The sequence below is a fragment of the Mucilaginibacter gossypiicola genome, from assembly GCF_900110105.1.
Lineage (GTDB): Bacteria > Bacteroidota > Bacteroidia > Sphingobacteriales > Sphingobacteriaceae > Mucilaginibacter > Mucilaginibacter gossypiicola.
On the sequence record NZ_FOCL01000017.1, the window covers coordinates 98,598 to 122,763 of the forward strand.

Consider the following 24,166-nt stretch of genomic DNA (forward strand, 5'->3'; position numbering starts at 1 on the left):
TTTAGAAATTAACATTTACGCCTGCGGTCATCACACGAACCTGCGGATACGCTTCGGCCCTTGTTTGATCTGTGGTTTGTTCCGGATCAAAGCCTTTGAATTTGGTAAACGTGAAAGCATTTTGCACGTTGGCATAGATCCTTAGTGAGCTTAACCCAATTTTCCTAATTGCAGCAGGGCTCAGGGTATATCCCAGTTCAATGTTTTTAATCCTCAGATACGATGCATTTTCTACATAGAAGGAAGAGTGAATATTGTTTCTTACACCATCCAATGTAAGGCGCGGATAGGTATTAGATGGATTTTGCGGTGTCCACCTGTTTAACCACCAGGTGCCCAAGTTGGCAAAGCCGCTGAAAGGTGAAGCAATTTCATAGTAGGTATAACCTTGCATACCTTGTACACCTTGTAAGAATGCACCCAAATCAAAACCTTTCCAGGCTACATTAAAGTTGAAAGCATATGTTACGCTTGGAAACTGCTTGCCAATGATTTTGCGATCATGATTTTGGTCAACCACGCCGTCACCATTAAGGTCAGCATATTTAATATCCCCAGGTTGTGCATTGTAATCACTTACTTTAACAACACCCGGTTTAAGCGTATAAGTGCGGCTGGCATAAGGGATAGACGCATCGCTGTTGTTTTGCCATGTAAAGTCAGAAATTTGGTAGATTCCGGTCATCTGATAACCGTAGAATGAATTTATAGCAGAACCAACAACTATGGCTTTTGGAGAAGTAAACTGCTGAGGCACATTCATGGCGAGGATCTTGTTGACAATGTGTGAAACATTTAAAGAAGTCCTTAGCTTAATACCATTATCAAATGCTTTTCTATAAGAAATCCCCAGTTCGAAGCCCTTGTTTTGCACCTCACCAGCGTTAGCCGTTGGCGCCGATTGGGCAATTGTTAGCGGAATCGGCTGGGTTAACAGCAGGTTTTTAGTCCTTTTATCAAAATAATCTGCAGTAATTTCGATGTTGTTATGCAAAGAGATGTCGAGACCCAAATCAAGCTGCTGAGCTGTTTCCCATGTCAAATCTTTGTTAGTCATTGCAGTAATGGCAACGCCCGAGTAAAGCGTTCCGCCGAAAGAATAGTTTTGGCCCGAACTCAGGATATCGCTGCCATTGTAGTAGTTGCTGATATTTTGATTACCCAAACGCCCCCAGGAAGCACGAACTTTCGCAAAGTCCAGCCAGGTCAGGCCTTTCATGAAATTCTCTTTCGATAACACCCAGGCGGCTGAGAATGAAGGAAAGGTACCCCATTGCTTCCCTTGTGCAAACCTGGAAGAACCGTCTCTTCTGATATTGGCTTCAAATAAATATTTTTCATCAAAAGCATAACTGAAACGGCCAAAAAGCGAACGAAGGCCAAGAGCATAACTCCCTGCGTTATTGGTCTGCGTGGCTGCATCACCAAGGTTCAATACGCGTTGTGAATTGTTCACAAAATTTGCACGATAGCCGCTTTGCCAGTCATAGGTAAACTCCTCTTCGCTATAACCACCTAATAAATTGAATGAATGATGATTGATTGTCTTATTGTATTTCAACAAACCGGTAAGCAAGGAATGTCCATCAATTTCGCTCGTTGTAGTCAGATTGGAAGCTAATTGCGTAGCCGTTCCGTTTTGATTTTGCAGGGTTACATTGGCATGAAAAGCATTGCCGTTAGTGGAGGTAACATTATAACCGTAAGTAAGCTGCGCACTTAAACCCGGCAGGATTTTATATTCAGCTTCGGCCTGGCCGCTAAAATTATAGCGTTTTGTAAGGTTAGTGCTCCCTTCTTTAATTTCGCCGTAATAGTTACGTTCGCCGTTAACAGAAACCCAGTTACCGTTAGCATCCTTAAGCGGATGTATTGGTGCAAGGGTTGCATACCATTCAGCATTCCAAAGATCGGTCGGCTCATTTTTTATCCCTACGTTACCAGATATGTTGCCGGAAACACGAAGTTTTTTATCTTTCAGGTGATAGCTGTCAAGATTAAGACGAAAGTCTGTTTTCTTATAATTGGTGGCAACCAAAATACCGTCCTGATCCAAATGGCCCAGCATAAAGGAATAATTGACATTGTCGCTTCCCCCGGTTGCGCTTACGCGGTGATTTTGCATGTAAGCATTACCATAGTATACATCAAAATAATTGATATCCGGGTACATGGGGTTGTTGTGGGCAGCGTACTTTTGAATAGTCGAATCGGCATATAACGGAGCCGAACCTGTATTTAACGCCGCCTCGTTGTAAAGCGTTGTATATTGAACAGAATTTAACACTTTGGGCAATCTTGTCGGACTCTGGATACCTGCATATCCGCTATAGTTAACCTTAACTTTGCCTGCTGATCCCCGTTTGGTGGTAATTAATATAACACCATTTGCCGCCCGGCTACCGTAGATAGCAGATGAAGCAGCATCCTTCAGTACTGAAATTGACTGAACATCGTTTGGATTTACGTCTCCAATAGTTCCGGGAAAACCGTCAACCAAAACTAAAGGGGAATTATCTCCAAAAGTTCCTACGCCGCGGATGTCTATGACAGTATTGTCATCTCCTGGCTTACCCGAGCTTTGCAGCGCAAACACACCGGAAACGGTGCCCTGCAATGCCTGGCTGGTGTTTGTTAAGGGCCGGCTTTCCAGATCCTGCGTATTTACGATACCTACAGATCCTGTCAGATTTTCTTTCTTCTGCGTTCCGTAACCCACTACCACCACATCGTTCAGAGTTTTCATTGATGGTTTAAGTTTTATCGCAATATCAGTTTTACCGTTAACTGCAATTTCAACTTTCTCGTAGGAGATATAAGTTACAACGAGGACGGCGTTTTCGGGCACATTGCTAAGCTGAAAGTTGCCTTTTATGTCGGTTAGTGCACCTTTATTGGTTCCCTTTACACTAATAGACACCCCTACAAGCGGCAGATCATTAGTGGCATCTACAACAGAACCTTTTATAGTAATTGCAGCCTTATCTGCAGCAGTGTGAGCAATTATCAGCTTGTTGTTGTTGTTGTTGTGAGTTACTAAATTGGGGCTTGACGCATTGGCACCAATTGGCAGTATCAACAATGCCAAAGCTTTAAATGTGGTGCGGAAACCCCTGGAATACAAATAATTTGAAATAAGTAATTTTCGTTTCATAATTGGGTTATAAATAATTTAAATTGTTGGGTTGGATTGGCCGGACAATAAGTGTGTCAACGCGACCGGCAATAGGTCGCCAACAACCGAAAAGCATAGCTTTTACAGTTGTCAAAATCAACGATAACATGCAATTGACCGGAACCAGGAAATTGCCCTGGCATTTCGTGGAATGTTTTTAATTTAAGATGCCCGCGGTTTCCCTTTCTCTGGAGCATACTCTACTTTCAGAATTTGTCTCATGTTGGTTTTATTAAAAGAATAATTGGTTAACACGACAGCCCTTTCGACATGACTAATCGTGAAGGCAAAGTGTTTTAAAAACGCAGAAAACAAAAGGGGCTAAACAGCAAAAAAGGGGGGACAAAGAGGCAATATCAGCCCAGGAAACCATTATCAATGATTTCGAACTGAAAGAGCAAGCAAAAAAAGAGTTGTATTTCTAAATCAGAATAGTAGTAATGCGTACGGCTTGGTACCGTCCTCCCGTGTGGGATTTCCAGATAATATAAGAAGTTAAAACATTTTCAAGCCGGTATTCCGCAGAGAAAAGTCGGCTAAAGCTATTTATTTCCTGACCATTTTATAGTGTTTAATCCCGGCTTCCTCAAACTCCGGCCCGGATACTTCAAAACCCAGTTTTGAATAAAATGGTACGGCGTGAGTTTGCGAATTGAGATAAACATAATTGGCATCAGCCGGCAAATCAGCCAATACAACTTTCACCAGCTCGCCTCCTATACCAAACCCTCTGAATGCTTTTAAAACAGCAAAGCGTTCAAGCTTATAGCCATTTTCGGTTTTACGCCAACGACATGCACCGGCTGGTTCGCCATCAACAGTAGCTAAAAAATGATGAGATACATCTTCATGTTCATACTCTAACTCGGGCGGGCAGTTTTGTTCAATAACAAATACCTCGTGCCTTATGGCATGTACTGTGTCAAGATCAGCTTGTTCCGTTGCTTTTTTTACTATGATTTTTGCGGGCATTGATGTAATGAGGTTTTGTTTTGAAATTATTAAGCTTGGTAGTATGGTTCTCCCTTGCTGCGTCTATGGAGTGTGTGCAAGTGATATCGTCTTCCTCTTCGGCAAGCCCGGCCAGTTCTACATAAAATTTGTGTAACTGATCAAGTTCCTTTTCAGTAATATCCTCAATATCAACCATGCGGTTACTTGCTCCCTGGTGCGATGCAAGCAGCTCATTCAGTTTCAAATGTATAGCTTTTGAATCTTTATTTTGCGATTTCTGAATCAAAAAAACCATCAGAAAGGTAACTATAGTGGTGCCGGTGTTAATAACCAACTGCCATGTATCCGAATAATGGAATAAAGGCCCTGTAACTCCCCAAACAATGATAACGCCGAACGCAGTGATAAACGCGCCAGAACTGCCGGTAGCTATGGTAGCCCAGTTAGCAAAACGTTCAAATAAATTCTTTTTCTTACTGTTAGTTTTAACCATCGATAGCAGATTTTTATCTCTTTGTTATAGATTGTGCGCTGCCTGTAAACAACAAAGCGCCTGTACAACAAATGTACAGGCGCTTTTGTTAGTTTTTGATGAATATTATAATTTGCTGTAAACGTCGATACAATTAAGATCTTCAAACGCAGCAGACAGCCTTTTTACAAAGCTTTCTTCACCTTTGCGTAACCAAACGCGTGGGTCATAATATTTTTTGTTTGGAGAATCCTCGCCATCCGGGCTGCCGATCTGGCTTTGCAGGTATCCTTCTTTTGATTTGTAGTAATCTTTAATGCCTTCCCAGTAAGCCCATTGCATATCGGTATCAATGTTCATTTTGATAGCGCCATATGAAATAGCCTCGCGGATTTCTTCCTGGCTTGAACCAGAACCACCGTGGAATACAAAGTTGATAGGTTTTTCGGCAGTTAAACCAAATTTCTGTTTAACATACTCCTGTGAGTTATGCAAAATAACCGGTTGTAACTTAACGTTACCTGGTTTGTAAACACCATGTACGTTACCAAAAGCAGCAGCTACGGTAAAACGAGGACTTACTTTTGAAAGGTGCTCGTATGAGTAAGAAACCTCTTCTGGCTGAGTATATAAACGTGAGCTGTCAACGTCAGAGTTGTCAACACCATCTTCTTCGCCACCGGTAACACCTAATTCGATTTCAAGTGTCATACCCATTTTAGCCATACGCTCAAGGTATTTGGCCGAAATTTCGATATTCTCTTCAATAGGCTCTTCCGAAAGGTCAAGCATGTGTGATGAGAATAAAGGTTTGCCTGTTTCAGCAAAAAACTTCTCGCCATGATCTAACAAGCCATCAATCCAGGGTAATAATTTTTTAGCGGCATGATCTGTATGCAAAATAACTGCTACACCATAATGTTCTGCCAAAAGGTGAACGTGCTTTGCAGCAGATACACCACCTAAAATACAGGCCTGAAGTTTTGAATTATCCAATGATTTGCCGGCGTAAAACTGTGCACCGCCATTTGACAGCTGAATAATAACCGGTGAGTTAACAGCCTTAGCTGTTTCCATAACTGCATTGATAGTATTAGTACCAATAACGTTTACTGCCGGTAAAGCAAACTGATGCTTTTTTGCTGCTTCAAATAGTTCCTGCACCTGATCGCCGTGCAGAACACCTCTATAATTTTTTAAATCCATTAGCGTTTATTTGGGGCTCGAAGTTATAAAATTTATTGAAATCGGTTAAGTAATCTTAAAAGTATATCAAAACGATAGTAAAAATAGGCTTAATTTGAAAATATGATATAATTCATTAATAATCCAATCCTTTTATTACGAAAATAGCATTAAAAAAGTATTTTAAATTTCGGCAAACAATTTACCTTACCATAACTTTTTATATCCGGCACTACATGTTTAATATTTTTTGTTTCTTTGTACCCAATTGAAAGAGTTAGACACAGATATGGCATGGTTTAAACGAGAGTTGAAAGGGATAATTACGACCACTGAGGAAAAGAAAGAAGCCCCCGATGGCATCTGGAATAAATGCCCTAATTGTAAGAAACCTTTACACTATTCAGAACAGGTAGAAAATCAATATGTGTGCCATTACTGTGGCTTCCACCTGCGCATAGGTTCAAAAGAATATTTTTCGGTACTATTTGATAATAACGAGTTTACAGAACTTTTCCCTGCTCTTACATCAGGCGATCCGCTACATTTTGAGGATACCAAAAAGTACACCGACAGGCTTAAAGAAACTCAAAAGAAAACAGGTTTAAGTGATGCGATCAGAGCAGGCGTAGGTAAAATTGACGGCCAGGACATCGTTATCGCCTGTATGGATTTTAATTTCATTGGCGGTTCAATGGGATCTGTTGTTGGTGAAAAGATAGCCCGCTCCATCGATTACAGTATTGAGCATAAAGTTCCGTTCCTGATGATCTCAAAATCAGGCGGTGCACGTATGATGGAAGCTGCGTTTTCACTGATGCAGATGGCTAAAACATCGGCTAAGCTGGCTTTATTGGCACAGGCAAAAGTTCCGTACATTTCTTTACTTACCGACCCAACTACAGGTGGTGTAACAGCGTCATACGCTATGTTAGGTGATATCAATATTGCCGAACCGGGAGCGCTGATAGGCTTTGCAGGCCCAAGGGTAATTAAAGAAACCATCAAAAAAGATCTTCCTAAAGGTTTCCAGACTGCCGAATTTGTGCAGGAACACGGTTTCCTTGATTTCATTGTAGACAGAAGAGAAATGAAAGAAAAATTGGCTTCATTTATTAAGATGATGGCCAATTAAGATATAATCAATCTTTATATGTGAGGGATAAGCTTAAATGTTTATCCCTTATTTTTTGTCTCAGTTTTTTTTAAAATTGATATCATTTCGATTGAGCGTGGAATGGCCAGGGCGGGGTGAGGAGAAATCTTATACGCTATGTAAATACGCTTTAATGTCCCATCAGGGTCTCTCGCAGAGGACCCTGATGTATATGCCATGCATATTCGCTGTTCTAAATATTCTGACAGGTATGAACGCGGCGCGGGGAGCCTCAGGGTCCTCTGCGAGAGACCCTGAGGAGACGTGAGGCATTTCACCTCCCCTGCCAATTTGACAATAGTATAACAATTGGAACATACATTGATGGTACAGTTCCGACAAACATTAAATCAACCATATTAAAATATAGTTATGCAAGAAAAAGGCAGCATTTCGATCCACACCGAAAACATTTTCCCGATCATTAAGAAGTTCTTATACTCTGATAACGAGATATTTTTGCGTGAGCTGGTATCAAACGCGGTAGATGCTACCCAAAAAATTAAACGTTTGGCTTCATTAGGCCAATACAATGGCGAGCTTGGTGACCTCCGTGTTGAGGTTGCTTTTGATGCCGACAAAAAGACCATCACCATTAGTGATAATGGTATAGGTATGACCGCCGAAGAGATCAAAAAATATATCAACCAGATCGCTTTCTCGGGTGCTACCGAATTCATGGAGAAATTCAAGGAAGCTAAAGATGCCAATGAGATCATTGGTCGCTTTGGTTTAGGTTTTTATTCGGCATTTATGGTTGCCGATAAGGTAGAGATCCAAACTTTATCATACCAGGAAGGTGCAGAGCCTGCATTCTGGGTTTGCGATGGCAGCACGGAATTTGAAATTGGCGAAGGTATTTTAGAAGAACGCGGTACCGAAATTACCTTGTTCATTAACGATGAATCTGCAGAGTTTTTAAGTCAATACAAACTACAGGAGATCCTTGATAAGTATTGCAAGTTTTTACCTGTACCTATTAAATTCGGTACTAAAACCGAATCTGTTGAAGATGGTGTTGACGAGGAAGGCAAACCAAAATACACTTCAGTTGAAGTTGATAATATTATCAACACCACCAACCCTATCTGGACAAAAGCGCCATCTGAGTTAAAAGATGAAGATTACCTGGACTTTTACAAACAGCTTTATCCTTTCAGCGAAGACCCGTTGTTCTGGATCCACCTTAATGTTGATTATCCTTTCAATCTTACAGGTGTGTTGTACTTCCCTAAGCTGAAAAACGATTTTGAGTTCCAGAAAAACAAGATCAAATTATTCAGCCGCCAGGTATTTATAACCGACGAAGTAAAAGACATTGTTCCTGAATTTTTGATGTTGTTACATGGTGTTATCGATTCACCAGATATCCCGCTTAACGTATCACGCAGCTTTTTACAGGCTGATAGCAACGTTAAAAAAATCAACAGCTACATTACTAAAAAAGTAGCTGATAAATTGTCAGAACTTTTCAAAGCTGATCGTAAAGCCTACGAAGAAAAATGGACAGACATTGGCCTGTTTGTTAAATACGGTATGGTGAGCGAAGACAAGTTTTATGACAAAGCCAAAGACTTTGTTTTGGTTACCAATACCGACAAACAAAACTTCACCCTGCCCGAGTACAAAGACAAAGTTGAAGCCAATCAAACCGACAAAGACGGTCAGCTGGTTTACATTTACACCAACGATCCGGCAAAACAGGATTCATTTATCCAGTCGGCCAATAAAAAAGGTTATGATGTATTGGTAATGAACTCGCCTATCGACAACCACTTTATCAGCCAATTAGAGCAGAAATTAGAAAAAACATCGTTAAAACGTGTTGACGCTGATGTTGCCGACAAACTGATCAAAAAAGATGATGCCCTTGAAACTGTACTTACCGAAGAGCAAAGTACCCAGGTAAAAAGCATTTTTGACAAAGCTATCAACAGACCTGCTTACAATGTACAAATTGAAAGCCTAAACCCGGACGAGTTACCGGTTACCGTAACTATGGATGAGTTCATGCGCCGTATGAAAGACATGGCAGCTATGGGCGGCGGTATGAGTTTCTACGGCAACATGCCTGATAACTACAAAGTTATTGTAAATGGCAACCACAAATTGGTAAGCCGCATTTTACAGGAAGAAGACGAAGCCGTACAAGCCCAGCTTTCAAAACAAGCATTTGACTTAGCATTGTTATCACAAGGTTTATTAACCGGTGCCGAACTGACTGAGTTTGTTAAACGCAGCGTAAGCCTGATATAATATTTTGTTTTATAAATAGCTATTCCATTATTGTTAAGGCCATCTGAAAAACAGATGGCCTTTCTTTTATCTTGAAAGTATTTCCGCCAAACTTTCTTTGAGCGGAATAATTTCAAAAGAGTCATGTGTTATTTTACAGATCTGACCATTGCTTTCAATTCCGATAAAATCGCCATCTTCCAGGTCACGAACATGATAAAAAATCCTTTCCTTTAGATTAACCTCGTAAATATCATCCGGGTTTATTAGCTTAATTTCGTCCTCATCTAATATTTCCTTAAGATTTTGATAATCTCTTCGATAATCATCAGGATCATATCGCCTGACGTAAGAAGCTACATCGGCACTGGTTACATCAATCATATTGCCAGCCAATCCTTTTATACTATAACCTGTAATAACCTCTTCGCTAACAAATATTGTATAATCAAACCAGTTGTCCCCATCTATATCCTGTACCTTTATCTTTGAGATTTCATAATCTCTTTCGCCCCTACGCCTAAATTCATTGTACTCATCTGAATAAGAGAACGAAACGAAATCACGATAAGAATCGCTATAGCCAACAAGCGCTGACGTAAATAGATCTGCCTCTATCTAATCATTAAGTTGCCCAAAGTCTGCAGGTAGCTTTTCAATCGTTTTATACATAAGCACCAATTCCCAATCCTGCACGGGCCGCTTTATTCGCTTTTTATTGAATAGTCTGAACATGATTTTCCAATATCTTTTTAGTGCTTAAATCTACAGAATTGCCAGTGAGCTTTTTTGTTTAAAAGATTCATTAAATTTGAGTGTACTTAAACCTAAATAACTCTTTACCGTCTAACCACTTAAACATTTATATCATGAAAATATTAAATAAAATAGCCCTTTTGGCTGCTTTCATATTTATTGGGGTTAACGTAAGCTTTGCTCAAACCAAGGCCGAGAAAAAAGCGGCAAAGCAAGCTGAAATTAAAAAGATGATTGATGATCAAAACTTTGTATTTAAAGCAAACTATGCTTTGCCGATGCGGGGCGGCACCAGGCCGCTTACTTCTGATTATGATATCACGATAAGTAAAGATACCATCGTATCGTTCTTACCTTATTTTGGCAGGGCTTATGTAGCGCCACCTCCGGGAACAACAGATGGCGGTATCAAAGTTAATACTACAAAGTTTACATACTCGTCCACCCCGAAAGGTAAGGGTTGGAATATCACTATTAAACCCAAGGAAAAAAACATAGCCGACTGGCGCGATGTGCAAACATTTAACCTGAGTATTTCACAGGATGGCTACGGCTCTCTGCAAGTGATCAGCAGCAACCGCGACCCAATATCGTTTAACGGTTACGTTGAAGCCAGAAAAACTAAATAGGAAAGGCTTAAAGCAAAGAAAAATCAGCCCGGAGCGCAAAGCTTTGGGCTGTTTGCTTTTAGTTCATTAACCTTCGGATATCAATCCCGCGTTATCTTTCAACTCCACTCCCGATAGTTTCCGTTTAAACGCTTCATTAATTAAATAAAAAATCTTCTTTGCTGCCTTTTTATAGGTTAAACCTTTGGGGCGGATATTGGAAACACAGTTTCGTGATTCGTCGGTTAAGCCGGGCTTGGGATTGTATGTAAGATATGCGCCAAGGCTATCTGCCGAACTAAGTCCCGGGCGCTCACCGATAAGGATCAACGAAAGTTTAGCCTTTAGACCGTATCCAATATCGTCACCAATAGCTACCCTACCCTGTTCAACCAGGCTTATTGGCGCAAGCTTTAAACCATTGGCAACTAACAAAGGAATCAGCGCGTCGAGCAAGCCGATAGTATTTTCATTTACTGCTGTTGCTGATAGCCCATCAACTATCATAATAGCTATATCACTTCCATTACTGTAGCCTTTTAGCTCATTTAATGAATTCTCATCAAGCTTACGTCCAAGGTCGGGCCGTTGCAGATATTGTCTCCGGTCTGTTACCTGGCTATGCAGATGCAGAATAGGTTGCTCAAAGTGTTTTAGCGAACCGGTTAGTTTGACTGAATTTAACTCAGAGTACACAGCATCCCGGGCGTGCGCGTGGGCCAGTTTAAACTCAAGCGACTGCTTTAATGGTATACTCGTCCCCACCCGGCCAATAGCTATCCGCGCAGAAGTAAACTCCTGCAATGCTTTCAACGGTTCAATTTCGTGTGGGATATTTCGTTTCATTTAAGAGTTTTCTTATGTCCTTGCGGAGCGGCAACCTGGTCACTCTGCCGTCGCCCGGCTCCAGCCGAGTGACCATTATTCACAGGCGTCTGGCCTGCGTGTCATACGAGCTTACGCCGGCCGGAGGCCGTGAGATAGCTGACACTCGCCTGGAGCCGAGCGACGGCGTGTGGGGCGCGAACCTTTTACCTTTCGCCTTCAATCAAAATCCTCCCAACAACCCATGCTCATTCACCGGCAGCATACTCCCTTTGTCATCAACAATCCCCTGCTTTATCAGCCATTGCTCAAACTCTGGGGCAGGCTTCAACCCCAATACTTTGCGCAGGTAAAGGGCATCATGAAACGATGTTGACTGGTAATTAAGCATAATATCATCCGAGCCCGGGATACCCATCACGAAGTTGCAGCCTGCTACACCGAGCAGCGTAAGCAGGTTATCCATATCGTCCTGATCGGCTTCAGCATGATTGGTGTAGCAAACGTCGACGCCCATGGGCAAGCCAAGCAGTTTTCCGCAAAAATGATCTTCAAGGGCAGCACGAATAATCTGCTTACCATCGTACAAATATTCCGGACCGATAAAGCCTACCACAGTATTGACCAGCAAAGGATTAAACTTCCTGGCAACAGCGTAAGCCCGTACCTCGCAGGTTTGCTGATCAACACCGAAATTGGCATTGGCTGAGAGCGCGCTACCCTGCCCTGTTTCAAAATACATGACGTTATTGCCCACTGTGCCGCGTTTCAAAGACAGCGTTGCCAGGTAAGCTTCTTCTATCAAACTCAAGTTAACTCCAAAGCTGGCATTGGCCTTTTCGGTTCCTGCTATAGATTGAAAACACAGATCTACAGGGGCGCCTTCATTAACCAATTGCAATGTAGTTGTAATATGGCTTAGCACGCAGGTTTGTGTAGGGATGTCAAACCTGTGCCGTAACTCGTCCATTAACGTCAATAAATTGCTTACCGCGGCCGGGCTATCAGTTGCCGGGTTAATACCAATAACAGCGTCGCCACTACTAAATAACAAACCATCGATAATACTGGCCGCCACTCCCCGCGGATCATCAGTTGGGTGATTGGGCTGTAAACGGGTACTGAAACGCCCTCTTAAACCAATGGTATTTCGAAAGCGCGTAACAACCTGGCATTTGTTGGCCATTGCAATCAGGTCCTGGTTCCGCATCAACTTAGATACTGCCGCCACCATTTCAGGTGTTAAGCCAGGGGCTATAGTTGTTAACGTGGCGCAGTCGGTTTCATCGCTTAATAGCCAGTCGCGTAGTTCGCCAACGGTTAAATGACTGATATGACTAAAGGCTATCTCATTATGATCATCAATAATAAGCCGGGTAATTTCATCATCCTCGTACGGAACTACCGCCTCGTTCAAAAAGTTTTTAAGCGGAACATCCGCCAGCGTGATTTGTGCAGCCACACGTTCCTCGTACCCACCGGCGCAAAGCCCCGCCAGTTCATCGCCCGAGCGATAAGGCGAAGCCTTCCCCAGCAACGTTTTAAGGTTGGGGAATTTGTAAACCCTATGATGTATATTGTGGCGGTACATTCTTTTTATATCGTTATCCCGCTGATCATTATGTCATTGAGTCATTATATGATTTTTATATGGCGGCTATTCACATATCATTAATTATTGGTCACTACTCACAAAGCGCACGGCAAATGACCTAATGATTAATGACCTCTTCCATCGGCGCGCTCATCATATCTTCTGTTAAAGCAATTTTATGCTTACCCAAAGCCGTAAAAATAAGTAATACGATTACCAAGCCTCCGGCAAAAATGAGGCTCATATCAGGGTTAAAATATATGGTTGCTATTAAACAAACCACACAAATCACTAAAGCAACTGCCGGAAATACCGGGAACGCCGGGGCCAAAAACGGCCGGCTTAAGCGGGGTTCCTTTTTTCGCAGTATAAACAAGCTCAGCATACTCATGATGTACATTACTACAGCTCCAAGCACCGACAGCATAATAATCTGATCTGTTTTAAATTTATAGATGAATACAGAGCTTACTACACCGCTTATCACAAGCGCCCAATGCGGTGTTTTAAATCTGTGGTTAATATCGGATAGCATTCGGGGCAGATAACCGCTGCGTGCCATGGCAAACACCTGCCGTGATGAAGCAAGGATAATACCATGCAATGATGCTATCAACCCAAACAAACCTATACTGGCAAATACTTTGGTTAAACCATTACCTTTACCTAATACGATACCAATGGCCTCTGGCAGCGGATAATCTAAATGACTTAACTTGCGCCAATCGGTTAGTCCGCCGGTTATGATCATTACGCCTAAAGCCAGTACTACCAATGTTATAATAGCCGAAATATAACCGCGGGGGATATTCCTTTTGGGGTTCTCCACTTCTTCGGCCACCATGGCCACACCTTCTATAGCCAGGTAAAACCAAACGGCAAAAGGCAAAGCAGCAAAAACACCAGCCCAACCAAAAGGCATAGGATTGGTCAAATAATTATCCATTTTAAAATGAGGCGATACAATGCCGAGGTAAAGCATCAGCTCAACCACTGCGAGTATGGTGATGAATACCGAAAAAGTAGCCGACTCTTTCACCCCAAGCATATTTAAAAGGATAAAAAAGATATTAAATCCCATGGCTGCCTCAGTTATGGGGATAGCCGGGTATAAAAAATGAAGATAACTGCCTAAAGAAACGGCAACCGCGGGGGTAGCCACCAGGAAATCAACAAGCGTAGCGTAACCCGCAATTAAACCTCCAAATGGCCCCATTGCCCGGTAAGCGTAAGCAAAAGCACCACCAGCATGAGGAATGGAGGCTGTAAGTTCGGTATAGCTAAAAATGAATGTGATGTACATTAATGTGATAACCAAAGTGGCTATCAACAAACCTATCGTACCCGATACAGCCCATCCTAAATTCCACCCAAAGTATTCGCCCGAAATAACCAGACCTACTGCTATGGCCCATAAATGGACAGGTTTTAAAACTTTTTTTAAATGTTCTGTAGATGTTCCTGCCATACACCGCCGTTATAAATAATATTTTATCGCCTTAAATTACTCAACCGGCACATTAAATCAAAATTACGGCACATTATGTAATTGTTAAGCCCCGCTTTCTCAAAAACACAATAATCTACAACGCAATCTCCCATAAAAAACTCACCAATTAAGAAAAAATCAAAAACCAGAGAGAACGGCAAACAAAACAGCCGATAAATTTCTATTTACCGGCTGTTTTAGTATTATAAAAAATAATAGTTAGCGAATTAGCTATAGTACATTGTTATACCATCAGCTTCTCTTTCAAATACCCCATACTGGCTGTAATACTTGCAAATGCATCTTTTGGCATATCATGTTCTACAAAAAAGTGTTTCATTCCCGCTGATTTTGCAGCCGCAAAAATCGGCTTAAAGTCAATAGTACCGCCGCCTACAGGTTGTATATTTTGCCTGCTGGCATCTAAATCTTTCACATGCCAAAGCGGGAAACGCCCCGGATGCTCCTTAAACATCTCCACGGGATTTTTACCTGCTTTAACAGCCCAGGCCAAATCAAGCTCCATTTTTACATTGTTGGCGTCAGTTTCGCTTAATAACAAGTCGTACGGCACCTTACCATCAACCGCATGAAACTCCATATCATGATTGTGGTATGCAAACTGGATGCCTGCTTTTTTAGCCGCCTCTCCTGTTTTGTTCAACACCTCTATGGTCGATTTTATTTCCTCAAGCGTAGCCGTAGGCGAATTAGCGCAAACCAGGTATTTAACACCGCCTTCCGCAACTTCATCCACTACCTGCTGCATATTATCACGCAGATTGAGTACCGGAGGCAGTACCATTGGCTTACCATCGGCACCTGCAGGCATTTTTGCTCCCGGAGGCAGTTTAAATGGCGCACCCAATACGTGGTGCGAAGTCCAGCTCATGCCCAAATCGTTTACTGTAGCTTTAAACTCTTTAGGTTTCATGCCATAGTAGCCTCCTTTTTTACTAAAGGCCGATTCCAATTCTTTGTAGCCTATGCCGGCTATTTTACCAAGCGTACCCTTAACGTCTTCGTCAATAATGCCAAAAAAAGTAAATAATTGTAATCCAACAGGATGATGCTCCATATTACTCAAAAAACTCGCCGCTTTACCCGATAAAGCCATGCCGCCAAGCACCAGCGCGCCGGTGCCTTTAATAAAATTTCTTCTGCTGTAATTCATGCTTTGATAATGGTTAATAATTAACTGGTACAGTAAAGCTAATTAATTAAAAATGAGCAAAGAAATTTTATTGTGTCTTTTTTACACAATAATTTTATTTAAGAATTTGAGATATGTAGGGTGTTTTACAGTAAAGGCTGTGATAAATATCGTCATGTCATTGCTGAACAACCACCAGGGCGTCCCTGGAAAAAATAGAGATGACGTGTAAAATACATTTTAGCGATGTTGTGGGGGAGGCCGCGTTAGTGATAGTAGCCGATACCGGCCTTGTGGCTAATGCCTGCGCAGTATGAGCGGATAGCACGGGCCGCAGGCAACGCCCACATTTAGCAAATAATCAAAAAAAAACTAATAATCAACAACTTACAACTACGTCATTATAAGCGATAGTGTGGCAATCACATGCTTTACAGAGCGAACGATAAGTGGCAAATACTAACATAAAGACTTAAATATGGGCGTTGCCTACGGCCGGGCTATCCGCTCATACGCCTGCAGGCATTACGCTCATTGGCCGGTATCCGCTTCTATCCCTAACGCAAAACATGGATCAAAATAATAAACTATCTATTGTAAAAAAATGCATCAAACAATCTCAGGCAGGCTGTTGTGCACCATTGATGATATAATGAAAGTAATAATAGCGATGATGAGCCCAAACATAAAAACATTATAAGCAGCCCTGAGCAGGCGATATTTACGCCCCAGAACCACGCCCTGGGTATGAATATCTTTAATCAGGCTATCGTACAGGTATTCTTTATCATGCAATACATTCTTCATACCGGCCGCAAAATCGTCCAGCTTCATTCGATAAAAGTTACCAAAAAACAGCAGGTTGGCTTTTTTATCCGCAAGATCTTTTGTACTGAATCTCCCTTTTGGTATCGACGGCCGGGTTGATAATATAGCCAGGATCATGGTAGCCAGGCTAACCGTAAGTAGCAAATACGATGGCAATATCAAAAACGAATTATCCTTAAGCTTGCGCAACACCAAACTGATGATAGCCGAAATAATGATTGAATTAACCGTAATCAGGATCTGCGCCTTATTATCAGCCATGTCGCTCAGGCGCTGGTCAGTACTGGCAGTAACCTTAAGCAGGGTTTCAATACCTAAATCTATATCTCCTACTTCGGTCGCTATTTGCGGTAGTGCTTCCGGGCCTGTCATCGGTTCCATTTTCTAATCATAAATTTAGGTTACTTTACATTAATGTAGTAAGGGCCAAGGATTTCCATATACACATAAACACTACTCCAGGTACAAACAATTAGCAATTAACCCTGTCCACCCCGTTTGATGAGCTGCACCCAAACCAAGACCGGTATCACCATCAAAAAACTCATAAAACAGTATATGGTCTTTAAAATGTGGATCAGTTTGCAGCTTTGAATTTTTACCGTACACCGGTCGCTCACCGTTTTCGTTTTTCATAAATAGTTTGGAAACCCTGGCATAAAGTTCATTAGCTACCTCCTTCAGGTTCATGAAGTTACCCGAACCGGTAGGGCATTCTATTTTAAATTCATTACCATAAAACATATGGAAGCGGTGCAAACTATCAATGATCAAGTAATTGATCGGCATCCAAATAGGCCCGCGCCAGTTACTATTGCCTCCAAAAAGTCCGCTATCACTCTCGCCGGGCACGTAGGTTATACCAAATTCCACGCCGTTAACCGAAACATGATAAGGGTGCTTTAAATGATATTTTGAAAGCGACCTAATTCCGTAATCGCTCAAAAACTCATTTTCATCAAGCATATACCTCAGTAACGATTTCATCCTATAGCCACGCAGCAAACTTACAAGATGTTTTCCATTACTCCCCTTTTCGTTCCAGCGCGAAACCAGCGACGCAAGATCGGGCCGGTTTTCGGCAAACCATTTCATACGGTCTTTAAATACCGGGCTCTCCATAATGTCTTTCTCGTCCAATACTTCCGTAGCAAACAGCGGGATCAACCCTACTATGCTCCTCACCCGCATTTTTATGGAACCGTCATCAGGGAAACGGATCTGATCGTAAAAAAAGCCGTCCTCATCATCCCAAAGGCCTTCATTGTTCTCGCCCAGGTTTGACATCGCTCCTACAATGTAGATGAAATGCTCAAAAAACTTAGATGCAATATCGGCGTAGGCATTGTCAGTCTCAGTAAGCTCGGTAGCAATACGTAGCAGGTTAAGCGAATACATAGCCATCCAGCTGGTGCCGTCGGCCTGTTCTAAATGTTGGCCCGAAGGCAGGTGCATATTGCGGTCAAAAACACCGATATTATCCATCCCCAGGAAACCGCCTTCAAAAATATTATTCCCTGATTGGTCTTTGCGGTTAACCCACCAGGTAAAATTGAGCATCAGCTTATGAAAAACGCGTTCCAGAAAGTAGGTATCACCTTTGCCATTATTATTTTCCTTGTCGGTTTTATAAACGTTCCATACAGCCATAGCATGTACTGGCGGATTTACATCGCCAAAGTCCCATTCGTAAGCCGGCAACTGCCCGTTCGGGTGCATATACCAATCGCGGGTAAGCAAGATCAGCTGATTTTTGGCGAAAGCCATATCAACGGTCGCCAGCGGGAGGCAATGAAAAGCCAGGTCCCAGGCTGCAAACCAGGGGTACTCCCATTTATCGGGCATCGAAATAATATCGCGGGTATTCAGGTGTGTCCATTTGCTGTTGCGCGCCTTTTGCCTTTGCGCAGGCGGGCTCGGCATCCCCTTATCGCCGCTAAGCCAGTGACGAACATCGGTATAGAAAAACTGCTTATTCCAGAGCATACCCGCAAAGGCCTGCCGCTGAATAAGCCGGCGATCGGGGTTCATAGTAGCCCCATGGATATCATTATAAAATTGGTCGGCTTCTGTTTGGCGGACAGCAAAAATATCGTCAAAGTCCTCAAAGCTATAATTGGCATCTTCTGAAAGGCGCAAACGCAGGGTTACGCATTTCCCTGCCGAGATATTTAAATCATAGTTCACTGCCGCTTTGGTACCCATATTTTTAGGGTTCACGGTGTCGGCACCATGTACAATATAATCGTTTATGCCATCTTTATAATATTTGCGACCATCATCATAGTTGTATAATCTACGCGAGTTGGTTTCATTGTCGCAAAATAGTAGTTGGCCATCTCCCTCGGTATGCAGCCACATCTGCCCGAGATCTTTTTGAAAAATGCTAATCACTTTGTCCGATGAAGCCGACAGATCGGGCTTGCGCGAGTCATATCCCCAGCCCCAGGTGTTCCGGAACCATAAAGTAGGCATTACATTAAGCGGCGCATCCTGATCACTCCTGTTATGAATAGTTATTTTGATCAGAATGTCTTCCTGCGCACTTTTAGCATACTCGGTAAAAACGTCAAAGTATTCATTATGATCAAATATACCCGTATCCATCAGTTCAAATTCCGGGTCCTGCCGGCCCCGGCGCTTGTTTTCGTTCACCAGCCAGCTGTATGGAAACTCATTTTGAGGATATTTATACAGCGTTTTCATGTACGAATGCGTAGGAGTACTATCCAAATAATAGTACAACTCTTTTACATCCTCGCCATGGTTACCTTCTGGATTACTTAAGCCAAAGTAACGCTCTTTTACAATAGGGTCTTTCTTATTCCACAATGCTATTGCAAAACACAGATATTGTTGCCTGTCGCAAATGCCGGCTATACCCTCCTCTCCCCAACGATAAGCTTTACTGCGGGCCATATCATGGGTAATATAGTTCCAGGCATCACCATTTGCACTATAATCTTCACGTACGGTACCCCACTGGCGATCACTCACATAGGGCCCCCACTTTTTCCAGCCTGTATCTTTTAACCTTGATTGTTCTGCATTCATAGTATAGATGGCAATTTACACTATCCCTAATTTAAGTAAGCGTTTTGCAAAGTAGATTTAATTAGGTAAAAATACGTTAACGCGTAGTTTGTTTTACCGTATTATGAAGAATAGGCAGGAATTGAAGGTTTTATTTATTGTTTAGTTAAACAAGAATTACAAAATTCTGTTTTCTGGTCGAAGTTTAGCGACAGCGTAGCTTCGTCCCCAAATGGGTTAAGCTTTCAGCTTAACCGTAGCCCAATGACAATTTACGTCCATTAACTTGTAACCCAGATACAGAAGCAGGATGCTTCCACGGTTTTAGGTCCAAGTTACGCTATCGCTAAACTTGGACCAGTGTTAGATTTCTTTTGTCTGAACTCGAATTAAACGAATGAATGAATTTTTCGAATATGATTTGCATTCTGCTCATTCCTTAATTCTATAAATTCGAGTTCAGACAACTGCCGGCCGCAAACTAAAAACTGCCTACTGAACTTACGCCCAGGCTTTTCTTAAAAACCGCAGCCAGTTGCCATGCATCATATTTTGGACATCCTCATCAGTATAGCCTCGTTTTTTCAACAGATCAGGAACCTTTTGCAGATCGGCAATGGTTTCCAGGTCGTAAGGACATTGCTCACGGCCGAAGGCTCCGTCCAGGTCAGTGCCCATGCCTACATGGAGAGCATTGCCTGCTATCTGGCATATATGATCTATATGGTCAACCATCACTTCCATATTACAGTTCATTCCCCTTGGTGTTGATACGCCTCTTACCCAGTTCGGTACCATCATCCAGGCATCAAGCGCCGCGCCAATAACTGCACCACGGTCAATCAGCACTTTAATCATTTCGTCGCTGTACTGACGGTTATGGTTTACCAATGCGCGGCAATTGTTGTGACTGGCCCAAACATGGCCGTTAAAATGATCAAGTGCCTCCCAAAAGCTATCATCGCATAAATGGGTTGCATCTAAAATGATATTCAGGCGCTCCATTTCTTTAAGCAGTTCATGCCCCTTTGGCCCCATATAACCGGTTGCATCCGTACCCTGAGCATATCTTCCGGGGCCATAATGCGCCGGACCAACAGCCCTGAGACCATAATTATAAGCCCGTTCCAAATGCTCAACAGTCACAATCGAATCGGCACCTTCCAAACTCAAAATATAACCTATTGGCTTCTTTTCTGTTGATCCTCCATCATTCCAAAGCGCCAGATGTTTTTCAAGCGATGGCAAGTCATTTACCTGTACCATTTCGCCGGCATCTTCCATAGCTTTATACCAGGCTACCTGCCCCTGGGTTTGCGCCCAGGCCTGCTCAGGCGAATGCCAGCCCGGTAACGGATTTTCCGGTGCAACATAACGACCTATCTGCGTGGCTACTACAAGGCCAATATTACCTTTCCGTAATTCGGGCAGTGTAACAACAGCTTTGGCACGATCAGGTTTATCGGTTAAACCTTCTTCGCGTTGATTTACCTCGGCAAGCGGCCGCGTAAGATCGCGGTTCCACTCCAGGGCGTTCATGCTTAAATCCAAATGGGCATCTACAACAAACATTGCTCAGGGGAAATTTAAATGGTGATCTTGCGGTCACGGGCTTTGTTAAGCCACTCACCGCTTATGTTTTCGTTCTCAATAGTATAAACACGCTCGTATAGCGCAACAGTAGGGCAAATATGATGCGGAATGCCATAAAGCACATCGCCAACATTATATTTGTGGTTAGCCCCTGCCTCAACTACCAGATGTTCTTCACTTTGGCTTACAGGGTAAAGCCCGGGCGCATTTAAAAAGTAAATGCGTTTGCTCAACTCATTTTCGGCTGAAACAGACTTATGCCCTACATCCAAACAAAGCTTTGTTGGCCCGGGTATGGAGATTACCCTTGTAACAACCAGCGCTGCGGGTAAAAAACCTTGCTCCGGCATCTCCACCTGGTATCCTTTGTCCCAGTAAACAAACGTACCCGGGCTGCATTCAACATATTTACGCTTAGCATGGATAGGGAAAGTTGGCGAGCCACCTGCTACAATTACCGGTTCGGGATAACCCTTGCTTTTTATGGTTTGCTGCAACTTAAGTACCGGATCGAATCCGAAGTTGCATCTATCCGCGCGTTTTTGCAGATCTGCATCATGGATATGACCATCATAGGCATGCAGGCCAACAGGGTTAATACCCGGCAGTACACCACAATCTATATAAAGCTGTAGAGCCTCGAAACCGGGCGTTATACCTGTACGGTTCATGCCCACATTCAAATCCAGGTATACATCAATATTAGTCTTAAACCTTACAGCGGCGTCGGAAATCTCCTTTGCGGACGCAGTGTTATCAACAAGGCACGAAAAATGTGTTTGCGGATAAGCGTGGATCAACCTGATGAAGCGATGGAGTTTGGGCCCTTCGGGCTGATAGGCCAGCAAAACATCAGGTGCTTTACTCATAGCCAATAGCTCTGCTTCGGCAATGGTAGCGCACTTGAACTTGCGGACACCTGCATTTAACAGAAAACCGGTAACCTTAGCATTTTTATAGGTTTTAACATGCGGCCGCAAACGGGCAACATCATCAATCATGCCGGTAAGCGTTGCAATATTTGTTTTAACCCTATCCGGATAAACAACCAGCGCCGGCGTATCCAGCTTATCAATATCCTGTATATTATACCAATTAGGGGTCATGGTTTAAATATTTTTTCATGTAGAGACGCACAATTGCGTCTTCGAACATACAGAGCCGCCCTCATGGTGCCCCTGCAAATTGGAGACGCAATTATGCGTCTCTACAAAATGGAAATTGTAGATTTTATTCTAATTCAAACAGCGCTTCAATCTCAACTGGGATATTATCTGGTAATGATCCCATGCCTACCGCGCTGCGTACGCCTATACCATTCTCTTCGCCCCAGATTTTCGCAAACAGTTCGCTGGCGCCATTAATGATAAAAGGATGTTTTTCAAATTCGGGTGTGCAATTAACCATACCCAACACTTTTATAACACGCTTTATTTTATTAAAACTGCCGATGTTGGCTTTAATAGTAGCCAGCATGGTTAGGCCAACCTGTTGCGCAGCAAGCTTGCCATCTTCCTGGCTTACGGTGTCACCAATGCGGCCGATGATAAGCGATGCATCGTCCTGCACAGGACCATGGCCCGACAAGTAAAGGTATTTGCCATCAACTAAACATGGTTTATAAACGCCAAGCGGCTTTGGGGCAGGCGGCAGGTTTAAACCCAGCGCTGCAAAGTTTTCTTCGGGAGTGTTCATGGCATAAAACTATCGTTTTTTATAAAAAAAGTATCATAAAAAATCATTTTACGCGAATGCTGCCTGCCGGCGACAATTTATTCGGATTACACGAATTGGCGATAGCTAAAACAATTCATATAATTAGTCCAATTCGAAAATTCGCCTTCAAAATTGCCCGCTCAAATAGCAGGTTTCGCGCCCATTCGATTCAATCCAAAAAAATTAGTGTTCAATAAAAAAGCCGGGGATCTCACTCCCGGCTTCATCCAAAATCAACTAAGTAGAATATATAATCTCAAAATTTAAACGACACACCAAAATTGATAGCATAATCGGCAAACGCGGCATCGCCAATAACATAGGTACCGGTAGCTATCGAGTTTTCTTTATCGGTAACACTTTGTGTACGATCACGTTTCAGTGCGATTGGTACGCTGGCAAAAATATTCACTCTTTTAAATGCATAGCTCAAAGAAGGCTCAGCAGAAATGATATAACCCGGACGGCGGAAACCATCACTTTTACCGATAAAGTCATGTACGGGAATCCCCTCAATACGACCGCCTGCCGATATGGTAAACACATGCGCTATGGTATAGTTAACACCTACACGGGCAAGGTATTGATCAGGCACACTTGAAATAGCTTCGTTAGCCAGTGTTGCGCTCAGGGTTTCGCGATAAGTACGGGTACCGTTGGTATTGCGCGGGTTGCTCATGTAGTATACGTTACTGTAGCCACTAAACCCACTTCCAAAGCCCAGGTAACCATTTGCTTCGGCAATAATCCCCAAACCACCATCACCTAACTGGATTGACTGATCTACAGGGCGCTCAGATGGGATAACATTATAGAAATGTGATTTGTAGTTAAAATCGCCGGTAGGCAGCTTGATACCTAAACCAACCTGGATATTACCGTTGCTTTTGCGACTGTCAAACAACCATCTGTTAACGATGATACGCGAATCACCTATACCTTGAGAGTATGAATTGTGACGCTCTTTACCACCGTGTTCATACAAAGACGAACGGGTGTTAACAAGATATGGCACACCAACAGAAACCGACCAATATTGGTTAAAACTGCGGGTAAGGTTTATATCGAATGTATGCTGATGATTGATCACCTCATTACCTATTACCTGGCGCTGTTTTTGTTCGTCGCTGCCTTTAAAATGGCGGAACGATTTAAAATAACGCCATGAAGCAGTAAGCTCCCAGCCTTTATATGAGGTATCCTGAGTGGTATGTTCCATATTGGTGAAAGGACCATCGCCTTTTATAGCAATGCAGCCTTGTGCATGTACCCCGGTATAAGTGACCAGCAAGCAAATAGCCGTACAAAAAAGAAATTGTAAAGTATGTTTCATAATATGTTGTTTATGTGTGTTTGCAATTTGTAAGTGAAGGTTAAATAAAGCCGAGGATCTC

General features: G+C 42.6%; 18 protein-coding genes. 3 read left to right on the top strand and 15 right to left on the bottom strand.

The features are described from left to right. Position 1: 1 nt before the first annotated feature. The 4 genes from BMX50_RS31300 to fbaA form a co-directional block, all read right to left on the bottom strand. Positions 2–3,154, bottom strand: a complete 3,153-nt coding sequence (locus BMX50_RS31300; protein ID WP_091220689.1) for a SusC/RagA family TonB-linked outer membrane protein — start codon at positions 3,152–3,154, stop codon at positions 2–4. A 567-nt stretch (positions 3,155–3,721) separates the two neighbouring features. Continuing rightward, entirely contained in the window at positions 3,722–4,147 is a 426-nt protein-coding gene (locus BMX50_RS31305; RefSeq protein WP_091220693.1) for a GNAT family N-acetyltransferase, read from the bottom strand. Further along, the gene (locus tag BMX50_RS31310) at positions 4,104–4,622 is read right to left on the bottom strand and encodes a low affinity iron permease family protein (protein WP_091220698.1); all 519 of its coding nucleotides are present in this window, start codon (positions 4,620–4,622) and stop codon (positions 4,104–4,106) included. The genes BMX50_RS31305 and BMX50_RS31310 overlap by 44 nt, the downstream gene beginning before the upstream one ends. A 105-nt stretch (positions 4,623–4,727) precedes the next feature. Further along, positions 4,728–5,807: a class II fructose-bisphosphate aldolase gene (gene fbaA, locus BMX50_RS31315; RefSeq protein ID WP_091220701.1), complete on the bottom strand. Its 1,080-nt coding sequence runs from the start codon at positions 5,805–5,807 to the stop codon at positions 4,728–4,730. Positions 5,808–6,075: 268 nt separating this feature from the next. On the opposite strand from fbaA, the gene accD reads away from it, so the two are divergent. Next, positions 6,076–6,921 carry an acetyl-CoA carboxylase, carboxyltransferase subunit beta gene (accD, locus tag BMX50_RS31320; protein ID WP_091220706.1) on the top strand — a complete coding sequence of 282 codons (846 nt, stop codon included), beginning with the start codon at positions 6,076–6,078 and terminating at the stop codon, positions 6,919–6,921. A gap of 393 nt (positions 6,922–7,314) precedes the next feature. Further along, positions 7,315–9,198 carry a molecular chaperone HtpG gene (gene htpG / locus BMX50_RS31330; protein ID WP_091220715.1) on the top strand — a complete coding sequence of 628 codons (1,884 nt, stop codon included), beginning with the start codon at positions 7,315–7,317 and terminating at the stop codon, positions 9,196–9,198. Between the two features lie 66 nt (positions 9,199–9,264). Here the strand turns inward: htpG and BMX50_RS31335 are convergent, their stop codons facing one another. Then, positions 9,265–9,561 (bottom strand): hypothetical protein, encoded by a 297-nt coding sequence (locus BMX50_RS31335; protein WP_091220718.1) that lies wholly within the window; start codon positions 9,559–9,561, stop codon positions 9,265–9,267. A gap of 485 nt (positions 9,562–10,046) precedes the next feature. Between BMX50_RS31335 and BMX50_RS31340 the strand changes: the two genes are divergently transcribed. Further along, the gene (locus BMX50_RS31340) at positions 10,047–10,562 is read left to right on the top strand and encodes a DUF4251 domain-containing protein (protein WP_091220723.1); all 516 of its coding nucleotides are present in this window, start codon (positions 10,047–10,049) and stop codon (positions 10,560–10,562) included. Positions 10,563–10,628: 66 nt separating this feature from the next. Here BMX50_RS31340 and eutC read toward each other — a convergent pair whose 3' ends face one another. The 10 genes from eutC to BMX50_RS31390 all read right to left on the bottom strand — a co-directional run bounded on the left by eutC (position 10,629) and on the right by BMX50_RS31390 (position 24,105). Beyond that, entirely contained in the window at positions 10,629–11,387 is a 759-nt protein-coding gene (gene eutC, locus BMX50_RS31345; RefSeq protein WP_091220727.1) for an ethanolamine ammonia-lyase subunit EutC, read from the bottom strand. A gap of 202 nt (positions 11,388–11,589) precedes the next feature. Continuing rightward, positions 11,590–12,957 carry an ethanolamine ammonia-lyase subunit EutB gene (locus tag BMX50_RS31350; protein WP_091220731.1) on the bottom strand — a complete coding sequence of 456 codons (1,368 nt, stop codon included), beginning with the start codon at positions 12,955–12,957 and terminating at the stop codon, positions 11,590–11,592. A gap of 121 nt (positions 12,958–13,078) precedes the next feature. Then, a complete protein-coding gene (gene eat, locus BMX50_RS31355; RefSeq protein ID WP_091220735.1) occupies positions 13,079–14,428 on the bottom strand; it encodes an ethanolamine permease in 1,350 nt (449 codons plus the stop codon). Between the two features lie 265 nt (positions 14,429–14,693). Continuing rightward, positions 14,694–15,623, bottom strand: a complete 930-nt coding sequence (locus BMX50_RS31360) for a sugar phosphate isomerase/epimerase family protein (RefSeq protein ID WP_091220739.1) — start codon at positions 15,621–15,623, stop codon at positions 14,694–14,696. 588 nt (positions 15,624–16,211) lie between these two features. Further along, on the bottom strand, positions 16,212–16,811 hold the full coding sequence (locus BMX50_RS31365) for a Pycsar system effector family protein (protein WP_143065307.1): 600 nt from the start codon (positions 16,809–16,811) through the stop codon (positions 16,212–16,214). A 72-nt stretch (positions 16,812–16,883) separates the two neighbouring features. Then, positions 16,884–19,484 carry an MGH1-like glycoside hydrolase domain-containing protein gene (locus BMX50_RS31370; RefSeq protein WP_091220746.1) on the bottom strand — a complete coding sequence of 867 codons (2,601 nt, stop codon included), beginning with the start codon at positions 19,482–19,484 and terminating at the stop codon, positions 16,884–16,886. A gap of 480 nt (positions 19,485–19,964) precedes the next feature. Next, the gene (locus tag BMX50_RS31375; protein ID WP_091220750.1) at positions 19,965–21,035 is read right to left on the bottom strand and encodes a dipeptidase; all 1,071 of its coding nucleotides are present in this window, start codon (positions 21,033–21,035) and stop codon (positions 19,965–19,967) included. A gap of 14 nt (positions 21,036–21,049) precedes the next feature. Next, the gene (locus BMX50_RS31380) at positions 21,050–22,162 is read right to left on the bottom strand and encodes a D-TA family PLP-dependent enzyme (protein WP_091220753.1); all 1,113 of its coding nucleotides are present in this window, start codon (positions 22,160–22,162) and stop codon (positions 21,050–21,052) included. A 124-nt stretch (positions 22,163–22,286) separates the two neighbouring features. Beyond that, a complete protein-coding gene (locus BMX50_RS31385; RefSeq protein ID WP_091220757.1) occupies positions 22,287–22,751 on the bottom strand; it encodes a RidA family protein in 465 nt (154 codons plus the stop codon). 277 nt (positions 22,752–23,028) lie between these two features. After that, positions 23,029–24,105 carry a hypothetical protein gene (locus BMX50_RS31390; RefSeq protein WP_091220760.1) on the bottom strand — a complete coding sequence of 359 codons (1,077 nt, stop codon included), beginning with the start codon at positions 24,103–24,105 and terminating at the stop codon, positions 23,029–23,031. Positions 24,106–24,166: the final 61 nt, after the last annotated feature.